The sequence below is a fragment of the Achromobacter sp. Root170 genome, assembly GCF_001428165.1.
Taxonomy (GTDB): domain Bacteria; phylum Pseudomonadota; class Gammaproteobacteria; order Burkholderiales; family Burkholderiaceae_B; genus Achromobacter; species Achromobacter mucicolens.
Map to the genome: position 1 here is coordinate 166,660 of NZ_LMHN01000019.1, position 25,149 is coordinate 191,808.

Consider the following 25,149-nt stretch of genomic DNA (forward strand, 5'->3'; position numbering starts at 1 on the left):
CGACCTACGAASACCCCCAAATACCACCAACATCCACCCCCATTCGCCTAGAATGTCGCCCACCAAAATCGCCATCAATCGCCCCCCGTCATGTCCGCCCCCCCCACAAGCGCCATCGCCTACGGCCTGGCAACGTTAGCCGCCGACGGCACCATCCTAGACACCTGGTATCCGCGGCCCTCGCTCGCCGATAACGCCCCGCCCACGGGAACGCGTCACTTGACGCCGGAAGAAGCGCGGGCCGCCCTCGGCGAGCACGTTGCCACCGCGCTCGTCCGGGACACCCGCCGCAAGGTGGATATCGTGGCCGTGCGGACCGCGATTTCGTCGCTGGATGAGCCGCCCGTCGATGCGCACGATGCCTATCTGCGGCTGCATCTGCTCAGCCACCGGCTCATCCGGCCGCACGGCGCCAATCTGGATGGGTTGTTTGGGGTGCTGGCCAACGTCGCGTGGACCTCGGTGGGGCCTTGTGCGGTGGAACAGGTGGACGCGCTGCGCTGGCATCTGCGCGCCACCGGGCAGGTGCTGGAAATTCGCAGCGTGGACAAGATCCCGCGCATGACCGATTACGTCGTGGCGAGCGGCGTGCGCATCGCGGACACGGCGCGTGTGCGGCTGGGCGCGCACCTGTCGCCGGGCACCACCGTGCTGCATGAAGGGTTCTGCAATTTCAACGCTGGCACGCTGGGTGCGTCCATGGTCGAAGGCCGCATCAGCGCGGGCGTGATCGTGGACGATGGCACCGATATCGGCGGCGGCGCGTCGATCATGGGCACCATGTCGGGCGGCGGCAAGCAGGTGGTGTCGATCGGCAAGCGTTGCCTGCTGGGCGCCAATTCCGGCCTGGGCATTTCGCTGGGCGATGACTGCGTGGTCGAAGCCGGCTGCTACATCACGGCCGGCACGCGGGTGCTGACGCCGGAAGGGGCCGTCGTGAAGGCGGTGTCGCTGGCGGGCCAGCACGGGCTGCTGTTCCGCCGCAACTCGCAGACGGGCGCGGTGGAGGCGCTGGTGCGCACCGCGGCGTGGGGCACGTTGAATCCTGCCCTGCATTCGGGGCATTGAATGAAACATGGCCGCCCCCCGGCGGCCATATCTTGCGAAGCGTGGCGCGATCGGCTTGCTGGGCCGGCGCCCGGCGTCAGGCGTATTGCGCCGTCTGCCCCAACCGGTCGTAGACCAGGTTTACAAAGAGGTCGGAACTCAGGATGTTCGCGACACGGCACGTGAAGACCGTCTCGCCGTTGTCGTCCTGCAGGGTGACCGTGTCGGTCCAATCGTCCAGATCGATGGGCTGCAGCGACTCGTACGGCCACGTGGCGCCGTCGATATGCAGGCCTTGCGCGGACAGGGACAGCTCGCGCGTCTTGAGGTCGGGGAAGCCGCCGCCCGCGATATAGCGGAACGCGACGCGCGCGCCTTGCGCCTGCAGCGCTTCCAGCACCGGCAGGCGCTGCGCCACGTACTGCGCGCGAAAGGCATCCATGAAGGCGGGGAAATCGTCGACGCCGTCGGCGGTGGTCCAAGCGCCTTGCGGGGCGCTGCGAAACGCCAGGCTGTCGGCGGGAGCCGCGGCCGTGTCCGGGCGGCTGGCGTACAGGCAGAGGTCGTGGATGTCCGCGAACGCGGTGTAGCAGCGGGCGCGGCCTTCCTGAGCGACTACGCCTTTTTCGTGCAATTCAAAGCAATCCGGGGCGCGCCCCGTGCGCGTAAACACCGCGAATGCGTCTATGGCCTGCGGGGTTTGGCTATCTGTCATGCAACTTCCTGATTGGATTGGGGTGCTCTCGCGGCCCAGGACGTCGCAATGTCTTGCGAGCCGTATTCTCGCCCATATGCGAAATACGTGCTTGATGACCCCAATTCCCGCACTTTCGACGCAGATCACTCGCCCGGCGGAATCGGCGCAAACCGGAAGTGCTGCACGTTGCCGCGTCCCGCGATGATTGCCGTGGATTCGGGCACTTCTTCCCAGACGCCCGCCATGTCCGACAGGGGCTCGGACAGCAGCAGGAAGGCGTCGTCGTCCATGGCGGCGATCTGCGCGTTGTCGGGATAAAGTTCGCGCAGGTGGCGCACGCAGGTGTTGTGAAACAGCGTGCGCGAGTCGCTTTCGCTGGAATAGCGCACGGCGATGAGACGTTCGCCGTCCAACGCGCACACCGTCATGTTGATGGGATGCGCCACCCCGTGACGCCGGCCGGCTTCCTCCACGGCGCCGACCATGCGGGCGATGGCCGCGATGGGATCCTCGTCCAGGCCGAACGTAAGGGCCAAGAGAAACATCACCTCGGAATCCGTGGAGCCTTCCAGCGACCCGAAATACCCGGGCGCGATCATCAGCATCAGGTCGCGCCGCAACAGCGGATAGTCGCGGATGAGGCCGTTGTGCACGAACAGCCAGTGCCCGTGGCGGAAGGGGTGGCAATTGGTTTCCTGCGCGGGGGTGTCGGTGGCGGCGCGGATGTGTGCGACGAATAGCGGCGCATGGATGGCGCGCGCCGCCTCGCGCAGGTTGCGGTCGTTCCAGGCGGGGTGCACGCTGCGGTAGCGAAAGGGCGGCTCGGCGGGCCGGCCTTCGATGGCGCGGCTGTACCACCCCAGCCCGAACCCGTCCCCGTTCGTGGTGGTGGCGCCCAGGCGCGAATGCAGGCTCTGCTCGATGAGCGAGTGCTTGGCCTTGAACAGCACGCTCTCCATCTGCAGGGGACTACCGGTATAAGCCAGCCAACGGCACATGATGCGCTCCTTCGATCCGGACAGGCCAGTGTAGGAGCGAGGCAGGACTTTCTTCAAGCCCGCGCCGCCGGCCCTATTTGTTCAGCAGCGCCTTCAGCATGGCCATGCGCTCCTTGGGGCTCATGGCGGCCGTCGCGTCGTCTTCCTGGATGCGCACGTCGCCCAGTCCCATCTCCTCGATGAAGCGTGAGGGCTCGCGGACCAGGTCTTCGCGCGCACGGCGGCGGCGCTTGCACCAGCTCAGGTGCAGGCTGCGCTGCGCGCGCGTGATGCCGACATACATCAGTCGCCGTTCTTCCTGGATGCGGGTGGCCAGGTTTTCGGCCGCACGCGCCGGGTCGCCGACTTCGTCGTCCTTGCCCAGGTGAGGCAGCAGGCCTTCTTCGACGCCCGCCAGGTACACGTGCGGATATTCCAGGCCCTTGGAAGCGTGCAGCGTCGACATCTTCACGGCGTCGGGCTCGTCTTCCTCGCCACGCTCCAGCATGGTGACCAAGGCGACGTGCTGCACCAGGTCAAAGAGCGTCATGTTGTCTTCCTCGGCCTTGCGCTTGAGCCAGCCGGTCAGCTCCAGCACGTTCTGCCAGCGCGTCTGCGCGGGCCGTTCCTCGAAGAGTTCGAACAGGTGGCGCTCGTACTGAATGGCTTCAAGCAGGTCGTCGAGAATCGCGCCGGCCGATTCCGCGGGCGCCGCGTCCTTGCCCGAGGCCGCGCCGCGACCGGCGCGCCACTGCATGCGGCGGATGAACTCGGCAAACGTGCGCAGCTGTTCAAGCTGGCGGGGCGCGAGCACGCTTTCGAGGCCGGTCTCGGCCACGGCGGCAAGCAGCGACAGTTCCCGGCTAGCCGCGTACTGGCCCAGCGCCTGCAGCGTGGCCTGGCCGATGCCGCGCTTGGGCGTGGTTGCCGCGCGGATGAAGGCGGGATCGTCGTCGTCGTTGGCCAGCACGCGCAGATACGCCAGGATGTCGCGCACTTCCGCCTTGTCGAAAAAGCTCTGGCCCCCGGAAATCGTGTACGGGATCTTCAGGTTGCGCAGCGCCTGTTCCAGGATGCGCGACTGATGATTGCTGCGGTACAGGATGGCAAAATCCTTCCATTGGGCCTGGCGCTCAAAGCGCGCCGCCGACACCTTCATGGCGATGGACTCGGCCTCTTGCTCCTCGCCGTCCATGGCCGCCACCGTGATGGGTTCGCCCACGCCCAGCTCGGACCACAGTTTTTTCTCGAAGAGCTTGGGGTTCTTTTCGATGACCTGGTTGGCCGCCGCCAGGATGCGCTGCACCGAGCGGTAGTTCTGCTCGAGCTTGATGAGCTTGATGTTGGGGTAGTCGGTGGTCAGCTTGGCCAGGTTCTCGATGGTGGCGCCGCGCCAGGCATAGATGGCCTGGTCATCGTCGCCCACCGCGGTGAACATGGCGCGCGAGCCCGTCAGCAATTGCACCAGCCGGTACTGGCATACGTTGGTGTCCTGGTACTCATCGACCAGCAGGTAGCGCACGCGGTTCTGCCAGCGGGTGCGCACTTCTTCGTTGCTGGCCAGCAGCTGCGCGGGAATGCGGATCAGGTCGTCGAAGTCGACCGCCTGATAGGCGGCCAGCGTGGCGGCGTAGCTGCGATAGACGTTGGCGGCTTCGACGTCGCCCGGGGTGATGGCTTCACGCGCGGCGTCGTCCGGTTCCATCAGCGCGTTTTTCCACAGCGAGATGATGCCCTGCACGTGGCGCAGGCGGGCCTTGTCGGTGGTCGCCAGCAGTTCCTGGATGATCGACATGGCGTCGTCGGCATCCAGGATGGAGAACGTGGGCTTCAGGCCCGCGTTGCGCGCTTCTTCGCGCAGCATCTTCACGCCCAGCGAGTGAAAGGTGCTGATGATCAGGCCCTTGGACAGCTTGCGGTCCACCAGCGTCTTCACGCGCTCGTCCATTTCGCGCGCGGCCTTGTTGGTGAAGGTCAGCGCCACCACGTTGCGGCCCATGTAGCCGCATTCGCGCAGCAGATACGCGATCTTCTGCGTGATGACGCGCGTCTTGCCGCTGCCGGCGCCCGCCAGGACCAGGCAGGGGCCGTCCAGGTAAAGCGTCGCCTCCCGCTGCGCGGGATTCATGCCGTGGCCAATCGGTTCGCTTGCGGACATTGGAGATTCAGATCGTCATGCGTTGCGGCGGCCATGCCAGGACAGCCGGCAAGCAAGGGGCCTGCCGCTGCCCGTCAATGGGCCGGAAAAACGCGAGAAAAAGGGGACGGGCGCAGCCGCCGCAGCGGGTCTGCCGCGCCGGTGCGATAGAGGAAGACGATCATAGAACAATCGGGTCGATGGCGCATCGGCGGGTGGCCGCAGAGGCGCCCCACGTGGCCGCAGGTTCGCGGCTCCGGAGCAATGCAGCGGCGAACTGTTGCCGCAGCGCCCCGTCGCACGCGCGTCCCGCTTCACCGCCGATCAGATTTCCAGCGGATCGACTTCCAGTTGCCAGCGCACGCGCGCCTCGTTGGCCAGATAAGGCAGGTGGTGGGACCACGAAGCCAGAAACGCTTGCAGGGCCGGCCGGCTGCTGCTTTCGGCCAGCAGTTGGGCGCGCTCGATGTTGGCCACGCGGACCACGCGCAGCGGCACGGGGTCATACAGCATGATCGCGTCCATGCCCGGAAAATCGGCGGCCCACTCGCCCTCGGGCAGCACGCGCGCCTGCTCCAGGAACGCCTGGGCCACCTTGAGCTCGCGCGCTTCGGCGGTGAGCAGCGCCTGGTAAACGAAGGGCGGAAGCCCGGTGCTTTCGCGCTCGTGCAGCGCATGGCGCGCGAATCCGGCGTAATCGTGGCGCAGCAGGGCCTGGTACACCGGCTGCTCGGGGTAGCCGGTCTGGATCAGGACTTCTCCGTTGCCCTGGTGGCGGCCCGCGCGGCCGGCCACCTGCATCAGTTGCGCAAAGAGGCGCTCGGGCGCGCGGAAATCATGGGCGAACAGCATCGAATCCGCGTTCAGCACGCCCACCAGTCCCAGCCGCGCAAAGTCGTGGCCCTTGGCCACCATCTGCGTGCCCACCAGAATGTCGACCTCGCCGGCGTGCACGGACGCGAACAACGCCTCGGCACTGCCCTTCTTGCGCGTGCTGTCGGCGTCGATGCGCAGGATGCGCGCCTCGGGAAAGAGTTCGGCCAGGTGTTCCTCGACACGCTGGGTGCCGCGGCCCATCGGCGCCAAGTCCTGGTCGCCGCATTCGGGGCAGGCGCGCGGCACGGGGGCCTGGTATCCGCAGTGATGGCACTGCAGGCGATGGCCGCGGCCATCGGTGCGATGCAGCACGGTAAAGGCCGTGCACCGCGGGCAGTTGCTGACCCAGGCGCAGGACTGGCAGTGCAGGACGGGCGAATAGCCGCGCCGGTTCAGGAAGATCAGCACCTGTTCCTTGCGCTCGAGCCGCTGGCCGATGGCCTCGACGAGCTGCGGCGACAGGCCATGCTTCATTTGCAGGCGGCGCGTGTCCACCAGCCGGATCTTGGGCAGTTCGCTGGAGCGGGCGCGGCCCGGCAGCGTCAGGCGCAGGTAGCGGCCGCGCTCGGCGTGCTGCCAGGTCTCCAGCGACGGCGTGGCCGAGCCCAGCACGACCGGGATGTTCAGATCGTGAGCGCGCCACACGGCCAGGTCGCGCGCCGAATAACGCAGTCCGTCCTGCTGCTTGTAGGACGCATCGTGTTCTTCGTCGACCACGATCAGCCCCAGCTGCGTCAGCGGCGCGAAGATCGACATGCGCGTGCCCAGCAGCATGCGGGCTTGTCCGCGATGGGCGCGGGTCCAGGCCTGCAGCCGCTCGCCGTCGGACAGGCCGCTGTGCATGACCGCCAGCCCCTCGGGCCCGACCAGCAATTCCAGGCGCGCCCGCAGCGCGGCTTCAAGCTGCGGCGTCAGGTTGATTTCCGGGACAAGCAACAGCACCTGCCGCCCCGCCGCCAGGACCTTTTCGGCGGCACGCAGGTAGACCTCGGTCTTGCCGCTTCCCGTCACGCCATGCAGCAGCACCGGCTTGAATCCGTCCAGCGCGCCAATGGCTTGCACCGCCGCTTCCTGCGCTTCGTTCAGCGCGGGCGGCTGGTCGGGCGTGGCCGGCGCGCGCACGGTCTTGCGCTTGCGCGCATCCATGCGCGCCACGGGCCCTTCCCCGGACCGCTTGCCCTGATAGGACGTGGGCTTGCGCAGCGGCGGCGGCAGCGTGGGCAGCATCACCTCGCCCAGGGGCCGCTGATAGTAGTCGGCGGCAAAGCGCGCCATGCGCAACCACGCCTCGTCGAACGGCGGCAGATCGTCCAGCACCGCCTCGATGGGCCGGATCTGTTTGGGCTCAAAAGAAGGTTCGGCGGGATTGTCGACGACCACCCCGATCATCTTGCGCCGGCCGAACGGAACGATCACCCGCAGGCCGACGGCGATCGGCGCATCGCTGCGGTAATCGAACGGGCCGGGCAACGGCACGTCCAGCGCCACGCGCACCCAGCACACCGCTGAGGAGTCGGGCTTTACTTGCGCGTCAGGCAGGGAATCGGAGGACATTCATCTACAGAAATAGGACTAGCCGAAAGGATGAGAAGCGCCAGGCGCGGCATGGGACGATTGTCGCCTGCCCGGACGCGATTGATCCACCGACGCCTGTGGATAACTTTGGGGAAAAGGCAAGAGCAACATCGGAAAATGGAATATGGCAAGAATGCACAAACTATTGCATCCCTGTTGATAAGCGACATTTTCCGATATAAAACAGGCACTTGAGGCCGGTTTCAAGAATGTAAGCCAGCTTGGGAAGGGTTTTCCCCGAGGCTGAATTTATTGTGCACAAGTCGCCTTCGCGGCCTGCTTGCTTCGGCCCTTGGGGCCGAAGCGTTCACTTACTTACGCGTGCAGGGCGCGGCTGTGTTGGTGGACTTCATCGACCAATTCAGCTACCGCTTCTGGCGGAGTGAAGCGAGAAATGCCATGTCCCAGATTGAACACATGGCCGCCCTTGCCCACCGGTCCGAACGCGTCCAGCACCCGGCGCGCCTCTTTGCGGATGGCGCCGGCGCCACCAAAGAGCGCCATCGGATCCAGGTTGCCCTGGAACGCGACCGAATCCCCGGTGCGCCGGCGGGCCGCCGCCAGATCCACCGTCCAGTCCAGGCCCACGGCATCGCTGCCACAGGCTGCGATATCTTCAAGCCATTGGCCACCGCCCTTCGTGAACACGATGACCGGCACGCGCCGGCCTTCGTGCTCGCGGGTCAGGCCCGCCACGACCTTCTTCGTGTAGGCCAGCGAGAACTGCTGAAAGAGGCCATCGGCCAGCACACCGCCCCAGCTGTCGAACAGCATTACGGCCTGAGCGCCCGCGGCGATCTGGCCATTCAGGTATTGCAGGGTGGCTTCGGCGTTGATCTCAAGGATGCGATGAAGCAGATCCGGGCGCGAGTACAGCAGGGTCTTGATGAGGCGGTAGTCGTCGCTGCCCTTGCCTTCAACCATGTAGCAGGCGATGGTCCAGGGGCTGCCGGCAAAACCGATCAGCGGCACCTTGCCGTCAAGATCGCGCCGGATGGTGCTGACCGCGTCGAACACGTAGCGCAGCTTGTCCATGTCGGGCACCGCCAGGCGCGCGACGTCCTCTTCGGTGCGGATGGGATGCGCAAAACGCGGGCCCTCGCCTTCGGCGAAGTCCAGCCCCAGACCCATCGCGTGCGGCACGGTCAGGATGTCCGAGAACAGGATGGCAGCGTCCAGGTCATAGCGTTCCAACGGCTGCAGCGTGACTTCCGAGGCAAAGTCCGGATTCTGCGCCAGGCCCATGAACGAGCCCGCACGCGCGCGCGTCTCACGGTACTCGGGCAGATAGCGGCCCGCCTGGCGCATCAGCCAGATGGGGGTATAAGGCACGGGTTCGCGCATCAGGGCGCGCAAGAACACATCGTTCTTCAAACGGGGAGCGGACACGGCTAACCTCGATGATCGGAAGCCGTGAGTTTACTTCCCCTGGCCGGCAAGGCGCGCGGCGGCCGTATCCGGGCGATTGCGCACGCGCAAGGGGCTGCGCAGGGGACGGGTTGGCGCCTGTGCGCCTTAGCCGCCTTCGTGCAACTGGGCGGCCGCCTGCGCGGCCTGGCGGTAGGGTGCGGCTTCTATGCCGTGCTTGCGCATCAGCGCCCAGAACGCCCGGCGGTGCTTGGCGCACGCGCGCGCTGCCTGGGCCACGTTGCCCCCGTGGCGCGACAGCGCATGGCGGATGTACTCGCGCTCGAATCCGTTCACCACCTGCGCCTTCGCCGCGCGAAAGGTCTCTGGCGCGCCCCGCTTGTATTGGTGGCGCATGCTGCTCAAGGCGTGTTCGATGACATCGACGGCCACCCTGGGACGCGCGGACGCCGCGTGGGGACCGATAGACGGGTGTTGCGCATGAGGCGAATGACGCCCGAGCAATGCGTGGGACGCGTGATGCGAGAGCGCCGAGCGCTCAAGCTCGCCGGCGTCGGAGAAGCGTTGCCCGGCGAGCGCATGCCCGGCGCCGCCCGTCGGCGCGTCGGCGCTCAGATAGCTGGCCCGGCGCTCATGGACCCCGCCCGTCGCGCCGGCGCCCGGCAAGGCGCTGCGGCGGGCGAGGCGAACCAGCCGTACGCGCAGGCTTTCCAGGCACACCGGCTGGCCGATGAAATCGGCCGCGCCCAAGCTGAGCAGATCGAGAATCGCAGGCGCCTTCACGTCGTGGATCATCAGCAAAATGGGGGTGGAGAGCGCGCTGCTGGCTTGCTGCAGGGCCATGCGGGCCCACGCGAGCGAACCCGGCGCCACGGGCAGGATGCAGGCGTCGTAACGCCGCAGCGTCAGCGACTGCCGGGCAAGGGAGTCCGGCGGCGGCGCCAGGGACACCGCATGCAGCCGCACGCGCGTCACCCTGCCCTGATGGCCTTCGACCCAGGCGCCCATCGTCGTTTCATGATCGGGCGCCATCAGCACCCCGCAATCCAGCACGTCTCGCATGCCTTCCTCGTTTGCATCGCAAAACTGAAGGCTACTGTTGCAACACCGCCGCGACTATTCGTAGTGAACGCATTGCGGCTGACCGTGACGGGGCGTCCGCACGGGTTTCGCACCCGCATGAAAAAAGCGGCCCGGAGGCCGCTTCTTTCGTGTCCGGGGCAAGCCCGGAGAACCGCGTTGCCGCTTAGTGCGAGCGGCCGCCTTGGCGCAGCTTGCGCGCCGCGATGGCTTGTGCAGCCAGCATGGCGAGCTCGGCTTCGACGACAGCGATGTCAGCCTTGTCCTTGGCATTGGCCAGGGCCAGTTCGGCCTTCTGGCGCGCTTCCAGGGCGCGGGCTTCGTCGAGGTCGGCGGCACGGATAGCCGTGTCGGCCAGAACCGTCACGCTGCCCGGCTGAACTTCCAGGATACCCCCGGCGACGAAGATGTTTTCCTCGCCTTGGTCGGCACGAACGATCTTGACCGTTCCGGGGCGTATGCGCGAGATCAGCGGGGTGTGGCCGGGCAGAATGCCCAGTTCACCCGACTCGCCAGGCAGAACCACGAACTTCGCCTCACCGGTGAAGATCGCTTCCTCTGCGCTGACCACATCCACATGCAGGGTAGCCATATCGGTTCCTTATTGCAGTTTCTTGGCCTTCTCGAAGGCCTCGTCGATCGAACCGACCATGTAGAACGCCTGTTCCGGCAGGGCATCACACTCGCCGTTGACGATCATCTTGAAACCACGGATGGTTTCGGCCAGCGGAACGTACTTGCCGGGCGAACCGGTGAACACTTCGGCGACGTGGAACGGCTGCGACAGGAAGCGCTGGATCTTACGTGCGCGGGCCACGGCCTGCTTGTCTTCCGGCGACAGTTCGTCCATGCCCAGAATCGCGATGATGTCGCGCAGTTCCTTGTAGCGCTGCAGCGTCTGCTGCACGCCACGGGCCACGGCGTAGTGCTCTTCGCCGACGACTTGCGGGTCGAGCTGACGGCTGGACGAATCCAGCGGGTCGACGGCCGGGTAGATACCCAGGGCGGCGATGTCACGCGACAGCACGACGGTCGAGTCCAAATGCTGGAAGGTCGTGGCAGGCGACGGGTCGGTCAAGTCGTCCGCAGGGACGTACACGGCCTGGATCGAGGTGATCGAGCCGGTCTTGGTCGAGGTGATGCGCTCTTGCAGCTTGCCCATTTCCTCGGCCAGCGTGGGCTGGTAACCCACGGCGGACGGCATACGGCCCAGCAGTGCGGACACTTCGGTACCGGCCAGCGTGTAGCGGTAGATGTTGTCCACGAAGAACAGGATGTCGCGGCCTTCGTCACGGAACTTCTCGGCCATCGTCAGGCCGGTCAGCGCCACGCGCAGACGGTTGCCGGGGGGTTCGTTCATCTGACCGAACACCATGGCGACCTTGTCCAGAACGTTCGACTCTTCCATTTCGTGGTAGAAGTCGTTGCCTTCACGGGTACGCTCACCCACGCCGGCAAACACCGACAAACCGCTGTGCTGCTTGGCGATGTTGTTGATGAGTTCCATCATGTTCACGGTCTTGCCCACGCCGGCGCCGCCGAACAGGCCGACCTTGCCGCCCTTGGCGAACGGGCACACCAGGTCAATAACCTTGATGCCGGTTTCCAGCAGTTCCACCGACGGCGACAGTTCGTCGAAACGGGGAGCGGCTTGGTGGATACCACGCTTTTCTTCGTGCTGGATCGGGCCGGCTTCGTCGATGGGACGACCCAGCACGTCCATGATGCGGCCCAGCGTGCCGGTGCCGACGGGCACCGAGATCGGGGCGCCCGTGCCGGTGACCTTCATGCCGCGGCGCAGGCCGTCGCTGGAGCCCAGCGCAATGGTACGCACCACGCCGTCGCCCAGCTGTTGCTGCACTTCCAGCGTCAGACCCTTTTCGGCGAACGAGGAACCCTCGTCGGCCAGAGTAAGCGCTTCATAGATCTTGGGCATTTGATCGCGGGGGAACTGAATATCCACCACGGCGCCGATGCACTGAACGATGGTTCCGTTGCTCATGTCGATTCCTTGCTTGATAGCTTTTGACGGGATGCTGCCTGCCTCAAACGGCGGCAGCGCCCCCTACGATTTCCGAAATTTCTTTGGTGATCGCGGCCTGACGGGTCTTGTTGTAGACCAGTTGCAGATCGCCGATGACCTTCTTGGCGTTGTCCGACGCCGCCTTCATGGCGACCATCCGGGCCGACTGCTCCGAAGCCATGTTCTCGGCCACGGCTTGGTACAGCAGGCCTTCAACGTAACGCTGCAGCAGGTCGTCGATCACGCTACGGGCGTCGGGTTCGTAGATGTAATCCCAGCTGTATTCCGACTTCACTTCCGAGGTCTTGGCCAGGCTTTCGGCGCCCGTCTGGTACGGATCTTCCAAACCGCTGGCCAGCGGCAGCAGACGCAGGAACAGGGGCTCTTGCTTCATCGTGTTGACGAAGCGGGTCGAGGCCACGTACAGCGCGTCGATACGGCCTTCCAGGTAGGCGTCCAGCTGCACCTTGATCGCGCCCAGCAGGCGGTCCAGTTGCGGCTTGTCGCCCAGTTGCACTTCCTGGGAAACCAGTTTGGCGCCGATACGGGTCAGCACACCCACGCCCTTGTTGCCGAAAGCGGTCGCTTGCACGGCGATGCCGTTTTTCTCGAACTCTTTCAGCTTGGCCAACGTCACGCGGGTGATGTTGGTGTTCAAGCCGCCGCACAAACCCTTGTCGGTCGTCACCATGACCACGCCGACCGCCTTGATTTCGCGTTCGACCAGGTACGGGTGGCTGTACTCGGGATTGGCCTGCATCAGGTGCGCAGCAATCTCGCGCACCTTGGTGGCGTACGGACGGCCAGCACGCATCCGTTCCTGCGCCTTGCGCATCTTGGATGCGGCGACCATTTCCATCGCCTTGGTGATCTTGCGCGTGTTTTGCACGCTCTTGATCTTGGTTCGGATTTCCTTAATTCCGGGCATTGCGCTTTCCTGTGAAGACTGGCCGATGGGTTCCGCTCGCGCCTCAACCATCCGGGAAGGATGGGTGAGGCGCCTTGGACGCCTAACCCATCACTTTCTTAAAAAGCACCGTGCTTCTTGAATTCCTGAACGGCGGCGGCCAGTTCGGCCTCGTCGTCCTTGGACAGTTCCTTGGTGTCTTCGATGCGCTGGATCAGGGCCGCGTGCTTGGCCTTGAGCTGATCCTTCAGCGACTTCTCGAACGACAGCACTTGGGCCACGTCCACGTCATCCAGGTAGCCGTTGTTGACCGTGTACAGCGTGACGGCCAGTTCCCACACCTGCAGCGGCTGGTATTGCGGCTGCTTGAGCAGTTCCACGACGCGCTTGCCGCGCTCGAGCTGGCGGCGGGTCGCGTCGTCCAGGTCGGAGGCGAACTGCGCGAAAGCGGCCAGTTCACGGTACTGCGCCAGGTCGGTACGGATACCGCCGGACAGCTTCTTGACGACCTTGGTCTGGGCAGCGCCACCGACGCGGGACACCGAGATACCGGCGTTGATTGCGGGGCGGACACCGGCGTTGAACAGGTCGGTTTCCAGGAAGATCTGGCCGTCGGTGATCGAGATCACGTTGGTCGGAACGAAGGCCGACACGTCGCCTGCCTGGGTTTCGATGATCGGCAGCGCGGTCAGCGAGCCGGTCTTGCCCTTGACGGCGCCTTCGGTGAACTTCTCGACGTACTCTTCGTTGACGCGAGCGGCACGCTCGAGCAGACGCGAGTGCAGGTAGAACACGTCGCCCGGGTAGGCTTCGCGGCCCGGCGGACGGCGCAGCAGCAGCGAGACCTGGCGGTAGGCCCAGGCTTGCTTGGTCAGGTCGTCATAGACGATCAGGGCGTCTTCGCCGCGATCGCGGAAGTATTCGCCCATCGTGCAGCCGGCGTAGGCGGCCAGGTACTGCATGGCGGCGGAGTCGGAAGCCGAGGCGGCCACGACGATGGTGTATTCCATCGCGCCGTGCTCTTCGAGCTTGCGGACCACGTTGTTGATCGTCGACGCCTTCTGGCCGATAGCGACGTACACGCAGGTGACGCCCTTGCCCTTCTGGCTGATGATCGTGTCGACGGCCACGGCGGTCTTGCCGGTCTGGCGGTCGCCAATGATCAGTTCGCGCTGGCCGCGGCCGATGGGAACCATCGAGTCGATAGCCTTGATGCCGGTTTGCAGCGGCTGCGACACCGAGCGGCGGGCGATAACGCCAGGCGCCACTTTTTCGATGATGTCGGTGGCCTTGGCGTTGACCGGGCCCTTGCCGTCGATCGGCTCGCCCAGCGTGTTGACCACGCGGCCTTTCAGTTCCGGACCAACCGGAACTTCCAGAATGCGGCCGGTCGTCTTGACCTGGTCGCCTTCGGAAACGCCGGTGTAGTCGCCGAGAATAACGGCGCCGACGGAATCACGCTCGAGGTTGAGCGCCAGACCGAAAACGTTGTTGGGGAATTCGAGCATTTCGCCCTGCATCACGTCCGACAGGCCGTGGATGCGGGTAATACCGTCGGTCACGGACACGACGGTGCCCTGAGTACGGACATCAGCCGAAGCGCCCAGGCCCTCGATGCGGCTCTTGAGCAGTTCGCTGATCTCGGAGGGATTGAGTTGCATATTGACTCCTGGAATCCTGTTAGTAGCCTTAAGCGGCGAGCTGATCGCGCATGCGGACCAATTGGGCTTGTACGGAAGTATCGAGCACCTGGTCGCCGACGGCCACGCGCACGCCGCCGATCAACGACGGGTCGACGGTAACGCTGGGCTTGAGCTTGAGGCCGAATTTTTGTTCGAGCGCGGCGACCAGATCCTTGACCTGGGCATCGCTCAGCTCGAACGCGCTGGTGATTTCCGCCTGCGCCGTGCCTTCGTGACGATTCCGCAGCGCGACGAATTGCGAGGCGATCTCGGGCAGCAGCAGCAGCCGGTCGTTTTCGACCAGCAGCTCGATGAAATTACGGGCGGCTTGCGGCAAATCGGCCTTGATCAGGCCGGTAAACAGTTCGACGCGCTGCTTGTCGCCCAGACGCGGATCGGCCATGGCCTCGCGCACGTCGGGGTTGGAGGCGACCTGCGACATTTCGCTGACCAGGTCGGCCCACGCCGGCAGACCGGCCTTGTCGTCGCGCGCTGCGCTGAAGAGCGCTTCAGCGTAGGGCCGGGCAACAGTGGAAAGTTCAGCCATGACGGTCCCGGATTAGAGCTGCGCGCGGAGCTGGTTCAGCAGCTCGGCGTGTGCGCGGGCGTCAACCTCGCGCTTGAGGATCTGTTCAGCACCCTTGACGGCCAGCGCGGCGACGTCGTCGCGCAACGCTTCGCGGGCGCGCTGGACTTCCTGCGCGGCATCCTGGGCAGCCTGCGCCACGATGCGGGCACGTTCGGCTTCCGCTTCGCGGCGGGCCTGCTCGATCAGGGAGGCGGCTTGCTTCTCGGCCTCGATGATGCGTGCGTGGTTTTCGGACTTGGCAGAAGCCTCGATCAGACTGACGCGCGCCTGGGCTTGAGCCAGGTCGGCTTTGCCCTTCTCGGCGGCGGCCAGGCCGTCGGCGATTTTTTGGCGGCGCTCGTCCATCGCCTTCGTCAGGGGAGGCCACACGAATTTCATCGTGAACCAGCCCAGAACGAAGAACACGAGCATCTGGAAAATGATCGTCGCGTTCAGATTCACGGTCGTTCCTTTAACACCTTTCGGCTCCGACCGCACCCGGAAAGGGGCGTCGCGGAGCACTCGATACTTTGCTGACCGGCGATGGAGCCGTTGCTCTCATCGCCGCCAGCGTCATGACCCACCTATTTGCCGGCGGGCGGTGCCTTAGCCGACGAACGGGTTGGCGAAGGCGAACAGCATGGCGATACCCACGCCGATCAGGAATGCCGCGTCGATCAGGCCAGCCAGCAGGAACATCTTCGTTTGCAGAGCGTTCATCAGTTCAGGCTGACGAGCCGAAGCTTCCAGATACTTGCCGCCCATCAGTGCGATGCCGATGCAAGCGCCGATAGCGCCCAGACCGATGATAAGACCGCAAGCGAGGGCAACGAAAGCGACGTTGGTCATGACAACTCCTTGGTTAGAAATCTGAAGTCAAAAATTGAAAAATAAGAGGTACAGCTCAATGCAAGATAATCTTGCTATCCGGTGCCGGCCGGGTGGCCGACGCCGGAAATTCGGGGGATCAGTGGCCTTCGTGAGCCTGGCCGAGATACACCAGCGTCAGCATCATGAAGATGAAGGCCTGGAGCAGAACGATCAGGATGTGGAAGATTGCCCAGATCGAGCCGGCCAGGATGTGGCCGATGCCCAAGCCGATGCTGGCGCCGTTGAAGCCGGTCCAGGCGCCGCCCAGGAGGGCGATCAGCATGAAGATCAGTTCGCCGGCGAACATGTTGCCGAACAACCGCATGCCCAGCGACACGGACTTGGCGGCGTATTCGATCAGGTTCAGCAGCAGGTTGAACGGGGCCAGCACGATGGCGCCCAGGCCATGCGCATGGAACGGCGCGGTGAACAGTTCTTTGACGAAACCGCCCGGCTTCTTGATCTTGATGCCGTAGTAGAACATCAGGAGCAGCACGCCCAGCGACATGCCCATCGGCACGTTCAGGTCGGCGGTCGGGAGGATGCGGTGGTAATAGAGGGGATCGCCGTGCTCAGCACCCAGGCCGGTCAGGCGCCAGATGGAGGGCAGCAGGTCGACGGGCAGCAGGTCCAGGGCGTTCATCAGGATGATCCAGAGGAACACGGTCAGGGCCAGCGGGGCGATGAAAAGACGGCTCTTGGCGTTGTGGACGATGCCCTTGGCCTGGTCGTCGACCATGTCGACGATCATTTCCACGAAGGCCTGGAAGCGGGAAGGAACACCGCTGGTCGCACGGCGGGCAGCGCGCCACAGGAAGAAAATGACGATCAGGCCCATCAGGCCGGACCAGAACAACGAGTCGTAATTGATGATGTCGAACTGAGCAATAGCGCTCTGTTTCTCACCGGTATTGTTCAGATGCACCAAGTGATGCTGAATATACGCGGATTGAGGCGACACGTCGCTGGCAGCAGCCATTTGAACCTATCCTATTTGCTGTATGCCCGGTCCTTGCGAACCGGACGATTCCACGATTTCGTTTGCCGCAACTTACTCGGCGCTAAGACAGCCTGCGGAACATCAGAAGCAGGAGATAGCCTTTCAGGGTGAGTATCAGGCCGAGCAACGCGGCAGGCCACACAAGCCAGTCATGCGTCACACGCGAAAGCAGCCACAACAGCAATGCCGTTGCGAACAACTTGATCAACTCACCAGAGAGAAAGGTAAAGGGACTGGCCTTGCCGGCCCGAACGCTGACAGCCAGGCGCAATGCGAACAACGCATTGGGTATGAAATACGCTCCTGCCCCCGCCAGCGCCGACCAACCTGCCGCCGCCCCTCCGACAACCCCCGCAATTACTGCTGCTGCGAGCCCCATGGCGCCTTGCGCCGCCAATGCCAACAAGAGCCCGCGGCTGGCTTGAGCGTTCAGCGCCGCGCGATCCGCGTCACTGAGCACCAGAACTTCCACCACGTCCGGATCGATCGAATCCTGATCCAGACTGGGCTTCAGACTTTCCGCCCCTAGACTTTGTCCAGGACCTTGCCCTAAACCCTGCCGTTGCTGCATGGAGTTCTGCCGCATCAAACTTCCCCGCTTAACCTGGCCCTGTGGGAACCGGCGCGCTTTTTGAAGCGCATGTTTCTTATCCCGCAAGCGTCAAACCCGCAGAGTATAGCTTGGTTTTTTGCACCCTAGCAAATGAACTTTCGGCCGTTTGTAAGGAGGCAACAACGCCTGCTTGCGGCGGAAAAATTGGGGACGAGCGAGCGCTCTGCCGGGGCGTGGCCGCCGGTCCCGCCTCTGCAAGAAAAGGCGCGCGGCCCCTTGTCGGAGACCGCGCGCCTTGTGCGTTCTGGCAGATGCGCGTCGGCAGCGATGCGTTCAGCAGATTCGGGCTTGCCCGGGATTAGTCTTCCTTGACAGGCGGCGGCGCCCACTGCCCGTCCAGGGCGGTGTTCTGCGGCGAGTACAGGCGCATGCTGAGGACGAACGGACCGTCGGCGGCAGGCGTGCTGACCCAGTTGGCGCGCTTGGATTCGCCCGGATCGCGGCGCTGCACGTAGATGTCGAGCGAACCGTCGGCGTTGTACTTCAGACCGTCGGTGCTGCGGATCACGTAGCGGTTGGCCGGATTCTCGGCAAAGCCGTACTTGCTGTTGTAGACGTGCAGCGACCAGAGCTGGGCCGGCGGCAGCTGGCCCTTGTCGAAATGCAGGACGTAGTCTTCGCTGGAATCCAGCGGACGTCCCTTGGAATCGGACACGGTCACCGGGTACAGCACGTCTTCCGGCGTGGGCGCCCCCAGACCGGCATAGGCGATGGCAGCACGGCGCGTGTAGTCGGTGCCGTAGGTGCCGATGCCCGTCAGCACCGTGTTCCAGCCGTTGATCGGGGTGGCCAGGCGCGAGACGTTGTCGGCGATGCGGCGGCCGGCCAGGGGTTGCGCGTCGGTCAACGCCTGCTGCACTGCCGGGCTCAGGCGGCCATACGAGAACGGCTGGCGGTCATCCAGGCCGATGCGGCGCATGCGGTCCAGCATGGGCGTGTCGTTGGCGTGCGGCGGGTTGTTGCGCAGCGCGTCGAAGAACACGGCAAAGTACGAAGCGGCATCCATGCCCGCGACCTGCTCGGCCGGGGTGCCGTCGGGCACCGTGACGGCCGGCGCCGGCATGGGCAGGTTGCTGCCGATGGGCGCGGTGCCGATGCCCGAGCCGGTCTGCGGGTATGCGTTGCCGGCGTTGCGGCCGCGCGGCGCGGTGGCGGGCGTCACGGGGACCAGCAGCGGACGCGCGGTCATGCCGGACTGGATCTGGTTGACCGCGGCGTAGTCCTGCGGACCGCCCGCCTGCGTCCAGCCGATCAGCCAGCCCATCGAGGTCGGGCTGCGGATCACGTCGACGCCGGCCGGCACGGTGCCGTTCCAGTTCGGGCCGACGATGGCGAAGGACTGCGCGCCGTTGCCATTGGTGCGCGTGCCGCGCGAGGCAAAGACGTCGCTCCACATGTCCAGCGCCGACAGCACGGTGTAGCGGCCGCCGGTGTCGGGCAGATTGATGATGAGCGGCGCGCGCGAGACGTCGAACCACAGGCTGGAGTACAGCGCGTCGGCGCTGGGCCAGGGCGTGTCGGCCGCGCGCGGATCCGGGAAGGCGGCCTTGTGGCCGAACTGGTTCATCGGCGCCTTGCCGTCCAGCGGGCTTTGCACAGCCGTGGCCTGGCGGCGCGCCAGTTCCATGAGCACCATGGGATACGCGTAGACGTAGGCATCAATGGCCGTATCGCGCAATTCCGCCTCGCTCATCCGCGGGGCGGCCTGCGGGGCGGCGTACGGCGTCTCGGAAACCAGGCGCAGCGTGGATTGCGGCGATTGAGCCTGGGCGACATTGATGAAGCAGACGCTGAGCGCGCCGGCGAGCGCAGCCGTGGTCAGCCGGCGGGTAGCGATGGGTTTACGCATGCAAGGCTCCTTCTTGATTTTGTTTGCAATCGAGCCGCCGCGCGGGATTTGCCAGTGACAGCAAACCGCTCTGGCGCGGCACCTCGGGATGACGCTCATTCAGGATAGGGCCGAAGTCTGCAACAAGGTGCTAGCCAGACGTTTCAAGGCGAAACCTGCACTTTGCGTGCAGATGGCCATGAAAAAGCGCGCCTTCATAGGGCGCGCCTGGCAATGCGTGGCCTGCGATTCACGCAGGCACAGCCGTAACAAGGATTAACGGTGTTTGAAGTCGGGTTTGCGCTTTTCGGTGAACGCGGCCATGCCTTCCTTCTGGTCTTCGGTGGCAAAGAGCGAATGAAACACGCGGCGTTCGAACAGCAGCCCTTCGTTGAGCGAACCTTCGAAGGCGCGGTTGACGCATTCTTTGGCCATCATGACCGACGGCAGCGACATGGAGGCGATGACGGTGGCGGCGTCCATGGCTTCCTCAAGCAGCTTGTCCGCGGCAACCACGCGCGACACGAGGCCGGCGCGCTCGGCTTCCTCGGCGCCCATCATGCGGGCGGTCAGCGCCAGGTCCATGGCCTTGGCCTTGCCGACGGCGCGCGGCAGACGCTGCGTGCCGCCGGCGCCGGGAATCACGCCCAGCTTGATTTCGGGCTGGCCGAACTTGGCGGTGTCGGCCGCGATGATGATGTCGCACATCATGGCAAGTTCGCAGCCGCCGCCCAGCGCGTAGCCGGCCACGGCCGCGATCACGGGCTTGCGGATGCGCTTGAGCGTTTCCCAGTTGCGCGTGATGTATTCGCTGCCGTACACGTCCATGTACGACCAGTCTTTCATGGCGCCGATGTCAGCGCCCGCCGCGAAGGCCTTTTCGCTACCGGTGATGACGACGCAGCCGACGTCGGGATCGGCCTCGAATGCCAGCAGCGCGGCGCCCAGTTCGTCCATGAGCTGATCGTTCAGCGCGTTGAGCGCCTTGGGACGATTCAGCGTCAGCAGGCCGACTCGGCCCCGGGTTTCGACCAGTACAAACGACTCGCTCATGAATGTCTCCGGTAATAAGATATGAGCATGAAAAAAAATGATGACGTACCTCCCATACTTTACCGCCTTGCGCCGCACGATCCCGCCGGCCACCGCTACCGGATAACCCTTACGATCGCATCGCCGTCGCCCGCCGGGCAGCGCCTGTCGCTGCCCGCCTGGATTCCGGGCAGCTACCTGATCCGCGATTTCTCGCGCCAGATCGAAACCGTGTCGGCCCGCGCCGGCACGCGGCGCGTGACAGTCGACAAGATCGACAACCACACCTGGCAGGCCGCGCCGTGCGAGGGCCCGTTGCAGGTCGAGTACACGGTCTACGCCTGGGACCTGTCGGTGCGCGGCGCGCATCTGGACGAGACGCACGGTTTCTTCAATGGCACCAGCGTGTTCCTGCGCGTGCACGGCCAGGACCACGAGCCCTGCCTGGTGGACCTGGCGCCGCCGCGCGGCATCGACGGCTGGAAGGTCTACACGAGCCTGCCCGAAGCCGCGGGCCACAAGGGCGCGGCGCGCCGTCACGGTTTCGGGCTATACCTGGCGCCGGACTATGACGCGCTGATCGATCACCCGGTCGAGATGGGTACGCCGCAGGTGTCGCGCTTTGTGGCGCACGGCGCGGAGCACGAACTGGTGTTCACGGGCGTGGCGCCGAATCTGGATCTGGCGCGCATCACGGACGACGTGAAGAAGATCTGCGAGACGCAGATCGCTTTCTTCGAACCCCGCACGAAGCGCGCGCCGTTCCTGGACAGCGCGGACCGCTATGTCTTCATGACGATGGTGACGGGCGACGGCTACGGCGGCCTGGAGCATCGCGCCAGCACGGCGCTGATGACGGCGCGCAAGGACCTGCCGGTGCTGGGCCAGCAAGGCCAGGGCGAAGGCTACCGGGGATTCCTGGGGCTCGTGAGCCACGAGTATTTCCACACCTGGAACGTCAAGCGCATCAAGCCGGATGTCTTCGCGCCGTACGATCTGTCGCAACCGGACCTGACGCGCCTGTTGTGGGTGTTCGAAGGCTTTACGTCCTACTACGACGATCTGCTGCTGCTGCGCTCGGGCGCGATCACGCGCGCGGATTACCTGCGCCTGCTGGCCAAGACGATCACCAGCGTGGCCCGCACGCCGGGCCGCCACAAGCAGTCGGTGGCAGAGAGCTCTTTCGATGCGTGGACGCGCTATTACAAGCAGGATGAGAATTCGCCGAATGCGCTGGTGAGCTACTACACGAAGGGCGCGCTGGTGGCGCTTGGGCTGGATCTGCTGATCCGCGAGGAATCGTCGGGCGCGTATTCGCTGGACGATGTGATGCGGTTGCTGTGGGATCGCTATGGCCAGGACTTCTATCGGGGCAAGCCGCACGGTTTGCCGGAAGACGGACTGCCGGCGCTGATCGAGGAAGCGACGGGGGTGGACACGCGGCGCTTCATCGCTCGGCATGCGTATGGGACGGCGGATGTGCCGCTGGCTTCGTTGCTGGAAACACAGGGCGTGAAGCTGCAATGGAAGACGTCGGCCAATATTCCGTCATTGGATGTGCGCACGCGCAAGCAAGGCGACTCGCTGACGCTGGCGACGGTTCTTGAAGGCGGGGCGGGGCACAAGGGAGGCTTGTCGGCGGGTGATGTGCTGGTGGCTATCGATGGACTACGGGTGGATGCGCCGGCGGGATTGGATCTGCTGCTGGCACAGTACCGGGTTGGGGATCGGGTGACCGTGCATGTGTTTCGGCGGGATGAGCTGCGGGAGTTTCGGGTGAAGTTGAGTGGGCCTGAGGCTGCGGAGTGTGTGTTGGTTTAAGCGTTTTGACTTGCGGAGGGTTGCCGCAAAAAAACTATCCCAGACAGCGAAAACTGGAAGCAAGAACCGCAGCAGTCGGCTGGTGAACGGTTCCTTCTGGAATGCGAATCCAGTGTTCGGCCTCGACCGTATTCATGGCGCGGTTCGTGATTCAAGATCCATCTCCGCGGGCCACTGGACCTTCGGCGCCAGGCGCAGGGCGATGTTGTAGGGAGCGACGTCGTTGGCATCACGAAGTTCGGCACGATCGGGGTCGAGGCCGCTGATGCCGTTCTGCATATAGGCGCACACGTACGCCCAGAAGTTGGAGGTGTTCGCAGCGTCGGTGTTCAATTGGAAGCGCGCCACGACGTTGTTCGTGCCGGGCGTCACCACCGCGATGGAGACACCTTCCTTGATGATGAGCCCGCCGCCAGGCGTGCTCGCAAGTCATCCCAGTCGTAACTCGTCGTGGTGACGCATCCGCGATCGAAGGGATTCCACCAAACTGATTGGAAGTCGTAGACGTATACCTTGCGACGTAGGCGATTGAAGCGGAGCGGAAGATCGCGGGGCGGGGAAACGTCGGCACGATAGAAAATGCATGCTGCGTAAGCGCACAGGGCAAGTGTCATTACGTCTAGAAAGACAATTCCAACAATCTCACCTACGGAGCTGAAAGCCGCCGCAGTCGCATAAGAATGCGCTGCGGAAAAAATTACATATTTGAGACCCACCCATGCCATAACCAGTGAGAAGTAAAAGATCCCACCGCGAAGGCTCGAAGTGTTCCGGGCGAACTGGACATACGTTCCATCCATATGCGTCGGTGCCTGCCATAGCAGCATTGGGGGCTCGTCGAGCGGGTCGTTGGGGCCGGGAAGATCCCGTTGCCAACCGAGGCTGGGGCGATTCAGTTGAGGTTTCGCCAACAGAGTTCCTTAGAAATGTCGATGGCGGCGAAGTGGGCGTTCGCCAATCGAATGTACCGGGGCTGTGGGGCTGCAGTGGCGGGGTGGCGAGCGGGCCCTTCCGGCAAGCGAATCCAGTCCTAGGCCTCGACCGCCTTCACGGTGCAGTTCGTGATTCAAGATCCATATCCGCGGGCCACTGGACCTTCGGCGCCAGGCGCAAGGCGATGTTGTAGGGAGCGACGTCGTTGGCATCACGTGGTTCGGCGTGATCGGGATCGAGCCCTTTAATGCCGTTTTGCATGTAGGCGCACACGTATGCCCAGAAGTTGGAGGTGTTCGCAGAGTCGGTGTTCAATTGGAAGCGCGCCACGACGTTGTTCGTGCCGGGCGTCACCACCGCGATGGAGACACCTTCCTTGATGATGAGCCCGCCGCCAGGCGTTCCATTTTTCCGCGCGCAAGTTGTCCCAGTCGTAACTCGCTTTAGTTACGCATCCGCGGTCAAACGGGTTCCACCAGGTTGAATGGAAGTCATAGACGTAGGCTTTGCGGCGTAGACGGTTGAAGCGAAGCGGGAGATTGCGGGGTGGGGACACCTCGGAACGGTAGATAACACAAGCCACCCAGGCGTTGACGGTAAGTGTGCTTACATGCAGCAGAAAAATACCTGCGACTTCAAGCATGCCCCTCCCTGCCGCCGCACTTGCTGAAAAAATATCCCATACCGCGAAAAGTAGAAGCAGGACGCACATCAATCCGAGCAGTAGTGAAAGGAAAAAGCAGACACCCCGGATACTCGACGTATTTCGAGCGAACTCGACATATGTCTCATCCATATGCGTCGGTGCCTGCCATAGCAGCATGGGGGGCTCTTTGATAGGTGCATTAGGGCCAGGCAGATCGCGTTGCCAGCCGGCGCAGGATGGGTTCAGTTGAGGTCTTGCCATCAGAGGACCTCCGTAATTTCGATGGCAGCAAAGCCTAAGCTGTCGCTCTTATCCGGCCAGAATGCCACGACAAATGCTGCCGACTTGATCTTGTTGATGGGATCCAGCCAATATCGGCCGCTAAGAGTGGGCTGCGAAGATGTCGGTTTCGTCTCGCCGGCCAGTGTGTAATCGGGACTACCCAAGGCGGAAACCTGTGTGGTGTGCGTTGTATCGTTGACTTGTCCAGATGTCATGACGTGGGAAGACAAATTGGGAGCACGTTTGCCGTCTTGAGCAAGGCCATAGCGCTCGGTGGTGAGCGTGAAGCGGTAGCGTGACTGTTCGGCATCGAATCCCGGCAGGGTTGCGCCGTAAACGAGCATCTGAGATCTCTCAACTGGTCCGTGGTTCTTGAGTACTTCGATGTCTTCGCTGTAGAGTTCATCGGTCGATCTCGCTCGATATTCATAAGAAAAACGGAGGTCGACCTCCATGCCGAGCACCGCTGCATTGAGTGCAGCAATTGCGACGTCCAAGTCTTCCGGATCGCGCCAGCGGTTGTTCGCGCCTGTTCGGCCGAAGTAGCAGCGCTGAGCCCACTTTTCCATGGCGTCAGATTCGAGGCTTTTCGCAATTTTCGATATCGCGAAGACGGCGAGTCCGATAACTATGCCGACACCCAACCCCCCTAACAGAGACAGGGATCGCACAGCTCCCCAAAAAATCACAAATGCCCCAGTAATTGACAAGCCACCGGAGAATATGTGGTAAGGGGTGACATTTGCGTCACCAGCTTTTGCTACGCGCAAAGCAGCACTAAAACTCGCACGGGCATCCGCAATTCCCGCCAAAGCCGAAATCGCTCCACCCACCATCACCATCTTCGAACTCAACCCGACAACGCGCGTGAGGACAGGAGTTTTCTCCACACCCCAGCGCAGCGCGAACCCCCGGGCAGCGTCCGCCGGAACCTTGATCGCCAGCCCGGCCGCCTCAACACTCGCTCCCATGAAGCCCAGCGCCACGCTGTAAAACGCCGCCACGGCCTCCGGATGCTTTGCCCCGACTTTCGCRTCCAGGTCAGCTAACGTGCTTTTCAAGCTGTCCTGCAGAAAATACAGGCCGAYGAAAGACAAGCCGCCATCCACGCTACCGGCGGCCAGGCTCTTCAGGCTTGCAAAGGTGCTGCCGGCGACACGACGAGCCCCCGCCGCGCCAACTTGCAG

The 25,149-nt window shown here is 64.0% G+C and carries 20 protein-coding genes and 2 pseudogenes; 2 read left to right on the forward strand and 20 right to left on the reverse strand.

Annotation, left to right across the window (positions count from 1 at the left end; translation table 11 throughout):
* The first annotated feature begins 90 nt into the window (after window positions 1-90).
* Entirely contained in the window at window positions 91-1,068 is a 978-nt protein-coding gene (gene dapD, locus ASD87_RS24775) for a 2,3,4,5-tetrahydropyridine-2,6-dicarboxylate N-succinyltransferase (protein ID WP_056327603.1), read from the forward strand.
* 76 nt (window positions 1,069-1,144) lie between these two features.
* On the opposite strand, the gene ASD87_RS24780 is transcribed toward dapD, so the two are convergent.
* From ASD87_RS24780 to ASD87_RS24860, 17 genes are all read right to left on the reverse strand, one after another.
* Window positions 1,145-1,762, reverse strand: coding sequence for a hypothetical protein (locus ASD87_RS24780; RefSeq protein WP_056327604.1), 618 nt, complete (start codon window positions 1,760-1,762; stop codon window positions 1,145-1,147).
* A gap of 125 nt (window positions 1,763-1,887) precedes the next feature.
* Window positions 1,888-2,742 carry a class II glutamine amidotransferase gene (locus ASD87_RS24785; protein WP_056327605.1) on the reverse strand — a complete coding sequence of 285 codons (855 nt, stop codon included), beginning with the start codon at window positions 2,740-2,742 and terminating at the stop codon, window positions 1,888-1,890.
* Window positions 2,743-2,815: 73 nt separating this feature from the next.
* The gene (locus ASD87_RS24790) at window positions 2,816-4,879 is read right to left on the reverse strand and encodes a UvrD-helicase domain-containing protein (protein ID WP_056327606.1); all 2,064 of its coding nucleotides are present in this window, start codon (window positions 4,877-4,879) and stop codon (window positions 2,816-2,818) included.
* Window positions 4,880-5,182: 303 nt separating this feature from the next.
* Window positions 5,183-7,288 carry a primosomal protein N' gene (locus tag ASD87_RS24795; protein ID WP_056327607.1) on the reverse strand — a complete coding sequence of 702 codons (2,106 nt, stop codon included), beginning with the start codon at window positions 7,286-7,288 and terminating at the stop codon, window positions 5,183-5,185.
* Window positions 7,289-7,624: 336 nt separating this feature from the next.
* Entirely contained in the window at window positions 7,625-8,698 is a 1,074-nt protein-coding gene (hemE, locus tag ASD87_RS24800) for a uroporphyrinogen decarboxylase (protein WP_056327608.1), read from the reverse strand.
* 126 nt (window positions 8,699-8,824) lie between these two features.
* Window positions 8,825-9,739, reverse strand: coding sequence for a helix-turn-helix domain-containing protein (locus ASD87_RS24805; protein WP_082586423.1), 915 nt, complete (start codon window positions 9,737-9,739; stop codon window positions 8,825-8,827).
* Between the two features lie 184 nt (window positions 9,740-9,923).
* Window positions 9,924-10,349 (reverse strand): F0F1 ATP synthase subunit epsilon, encoded by a 426-nt coding sequence (locus tag ASD87_RS24810; protein ID WP_056327609.1) that lies wholly within the window; start codon window positions 10,347-10,349, stop codon window positions 9,924-9,926.
* A gap of 9 nt (window positions 10,350-10,358) precedes the next feature.
* The gene (gene atpD / locus ASD87_RS24815) at window positions 10,359-11,759 is read right to left on the reverse strand and encodes a F0F1 ATP synthase subunit beta (RefSeq protein WP_056327610.1); all 1,401 of its coding nucleotides are present in this window, start codon (window positions 11,757-11,759) and stop codon (window positions 10,359-10,361) included.
* A 43-nt stretch (window positions 11,760-11,802) separates the two neighbouring features.
* Window positions 11,803-12,708 (reverse strand): F0F1 ATP synthase subunit gamma, encoded by a 906-nt coding sequence (atpG, locus tag ASD87_RS24820; RefSeq protein WP_008167500.1) that lies wholly within the window; start codon window positions 12,706-12,708, stop codon window positions 11,803-11,805.
* A 98-nt stretch (window positions 12,709-12,806) separates the two neighbouring features.
* On the reverse strand, window positions 12,807-14,348 hold the full coding sequence (gene atpA / locus ASD87_RS24825; RefSeq protein ID WP_056327611.1) for a F0F1 ATP synthase subunit alpha: 1,542 nt from the start codon (window positions 14,346-14,348) through the stop codon (window positions 12,807-12,809).
* Window positions 14,349-14,376: 28 nt separating this feature from the next.
* Window positions 14,377-14,916 carry a F0F1 ATP synthase subunit delta gene (locus tag ASD87_RS24830; RefSeq protein WP_056327612.1) on the reverse strand — a complete coding sequence of 180 codons (540 nt, stop codon included), beginning with the start codon at window positions 14,914-14,916 and terminating at the stop codon, window positions 14,377-14,379.
* A 12-nt stretch (window positions 14,917-14,928) separates the two neighbouring features.
* Window positions 14,929-15,399, reverse strand: coding sequence for a F0F1 ATP synthase subunit B (locus ASD87_RS24835; RefSeq protein WP_008167494.1), 471 nt, complete (start codon window positions 15,397-15,399; stop codon window positions 14,929-14,931).
* A gap of 144 nt (window positions 15,400-15,543) precedes the next feature.
* On the reverse strand, window positions 15,544-15,786 hold the full coding sequence (gene atpE, locus ASD87_RS24840) for a F0F1 ATP synthase subunit C (protein ID WP_003815363.1): 243 nt from the start codon (window positions 15,784-15,786) through the stop codon (window positions 15,544-15,546).
* Between the two features lie 118 nt (window positions 15,787-15,904).
* Complete coding sequence (gene atpB / locus ASD87_RS24845; protein ID WP_056327613.1) at window positions 15,905-16,786, reverse strand: F0F1 ATP synthase subunit A; 882 nt, start codon at window positions 16,784-16,786, stop codon at window positions 15,905-15,907.
* An 82-nt stretch (window positions 16,787-16,868) separates the two neighbouring features.
* A complete protein-coding gene (locus ASD87_RS24850) occupies window positions 16,869-17,282 on the reverse strand; it encodes an ATP synthase subunit I (RefSeq protein WP_063955419.1) in 414 nt (137 codons plus the stop codon).
* A gap of 436 nt (window positions 17,283-17,718) precedes the next feature.
* Window positions 17,719-19,269: a DUF1254 domain-containing protein gene (locus ASD87_RS24855; protein WP_056327614.1), complete on the reverse strand. Its 1,551-nt coding sequence runs from the start codon at window positions 19,267-19,269 to the stop codon at window positions 17,719-17,721.
* A gap of 255 nt (window positions 19,270-19,524) precedes the next feature.
* On the reverse strand, window positions 19,525-20,301 hold the full coding sequence (locus ASD87_RS24860) for an enoyl-CoA hydratase (RefSeq protein ID WP_056327615.1): 777 nt from the start codon (window positions 20,299-20,301) through the stop codon (window positions 19,525-19,527).
* A gap of 27 nt (window positions 20,302-20,328) precedes the next feature.
* Between ASD87_RS24860 and ASD87_RS24865 the strand changes: the two genes are divergently transcribed.
* Window positions 20,329-22,101, forward strand: coding sequence for a M61 family metallopeptidase (locus ASD87_RS24865; RefSeq protein WP_056327630.1), 1,773 nt, complete (start codon window positions 20,329-20,331; stop codon window positions 22,099-22,101).
* A gap of 132 nt (window positions 22,102-22,233) precedes the next feature.
* On the opposite strand, the pseudogene ASD87_RS27690 reads toward ASD87_RS24865, so the two are convergent.
* The 3 genes and pseudogenes from ASD87_RS27690 to ASD87_RS27145 all read right to left on the reverse strand — a co-directional run.
* Window positions 22,234-22,928, reverse strand: a pseudogene (locus tag ASD87_RS27690) (DUF6708 domain-containing protein).
* 220 nt (window positions 22,929-23,148) lie between these two features.
* Window positions 23,149-23,941 (reverse strand): annotated as a pseudogene (locus ASD87_RS27695) (DUF6708 domain-containing protein).
* A partial coding sequence (locus tag ASD87_RS27145) for a hypothetical protein (protein WP_162256808.1) occupies window positions 23,941-25,149 on the reverse strand: 1,209 nt, incomplete at its 5' end. The pseudogene ASD87_RS27695 and the gene ASD87_RS27145, both read right to left, overlap by 1 nt.

Excerpts from the sequence above, each read along its gene's own strand:
- dapD (WP_056327603.1), top strand. The coding sequence starts at position 91 with ATGTCCGCCCCCCCCACAAGCGCCATCGCCTACGGCCTGGCAACGTTA.
- ASD87_RS24780 (WP_056327604.1), bottom strand. The coding sequence starts at position 1,762 with ATGACAGATAGCCAAACCCCGCAGGCCATAGACGCATTCGCGGTGTTT.
- ASD87_RS24785 (WP_056327605.1), bottom strand. The coding sequence starts at position 2,742 with ATGTGCCGTTGGCTGGCTTATACCGGTAGTCCCCTGCAGATGGAGAGC.
- ASD87_RS24790 (WP_056327606.1), bottom strand. The coding sequence starts at position 4,879 with ATGTCCGCAAGCGAACCGATTGGCCACGGCATGAATCCCGCGCAGCGG.
- ASD87_RS24795 (WP_056327607.1), bottom strand. The coding sequence starts at position 7,288 with ATGTCCTCCGATTCCCTGCCTGACGCGCAAGTAAAGCCCGACTCCTCA.
- ASD87_RS24805 (WP_082586423.1), bottom strand. The coding sequence starts at position 9,739 with ATGCGAGACGTGCTGGATTGCGGGGTGCTGATGGCGCCCGATCATGAA.
- ASD87_RS24810 (WP_056327609.1), bottom strand. The coding sequence starts at position 10,349 with ATGGCTACCCTGCATGTGGATGTGGTCAGCGCAGAGGAAGCGATCTTC.
- atpD (WP_056327610.1), bottom strand. The coding sequence starts at position 11,759 with ATGAGCAACGGAACCATCGTTCAGTGCATCGGCGCCGTGGTGGATATT.
- atpG (WP_008167500.1), bottom strand. The coding sequence starts at position 12,708 with ATGCCCGGAATTAAGGAAATCCGAACCAAGATCAAGAGCGTGCAAAAC.
- atpA (WP_056327611.1), bottom strand. The coding sequence starts at position 14,348 with ATGCAACTCAATCCCTCCGAGATCAGCGAACTGCTCAAGAGCCGCATC.
- ASD87_RS24830 (WP_056327612.1), bottom strand. The coding sequence starts at position 14,916 with ATGGCTGAACTTTCCACTGTTGCCCGGCCCTACGCTGAAGCGCTCTTC.
- atpE (WP_003815363.1), bottom strand. The coding sequence starts at position 15,786 with ATGACCAACGTCGCTTTCGTTGCCCTCGCTTGCGGTCTTATCATCGGT.
- atpB (WP_056327613.1), bottom strand. The coding sequence starts at position 16,786 with ATGGCTGCTGCCAGCGACGTGTCGCCTCAATCCGCGTATATTCAGCAT.
- ASD87_RS24855 (WP_056327614.1), bottom strand. The coding sequence starts at position 19,269 with ATGCGTAAACCCATCGCTACCCGCCGGCTGACCACGGCTGCGCTCGCC.
- ASD87_RS24860 (WP_056327615.1), bottom strand. The coding sequence starts at position 20,301 with ATGAGCGAGTCGTTTGTACTGGTCGAAACCCGGGGCCGAGTCGGCCTG.
- ASD87_RS24865 (WP_056327630.1), top strand. The coding sequence starts at position 20,329 with ATGAAAAAAAATGATGACGTACCTCCCATACTTTACCGCCTTGCGCCG.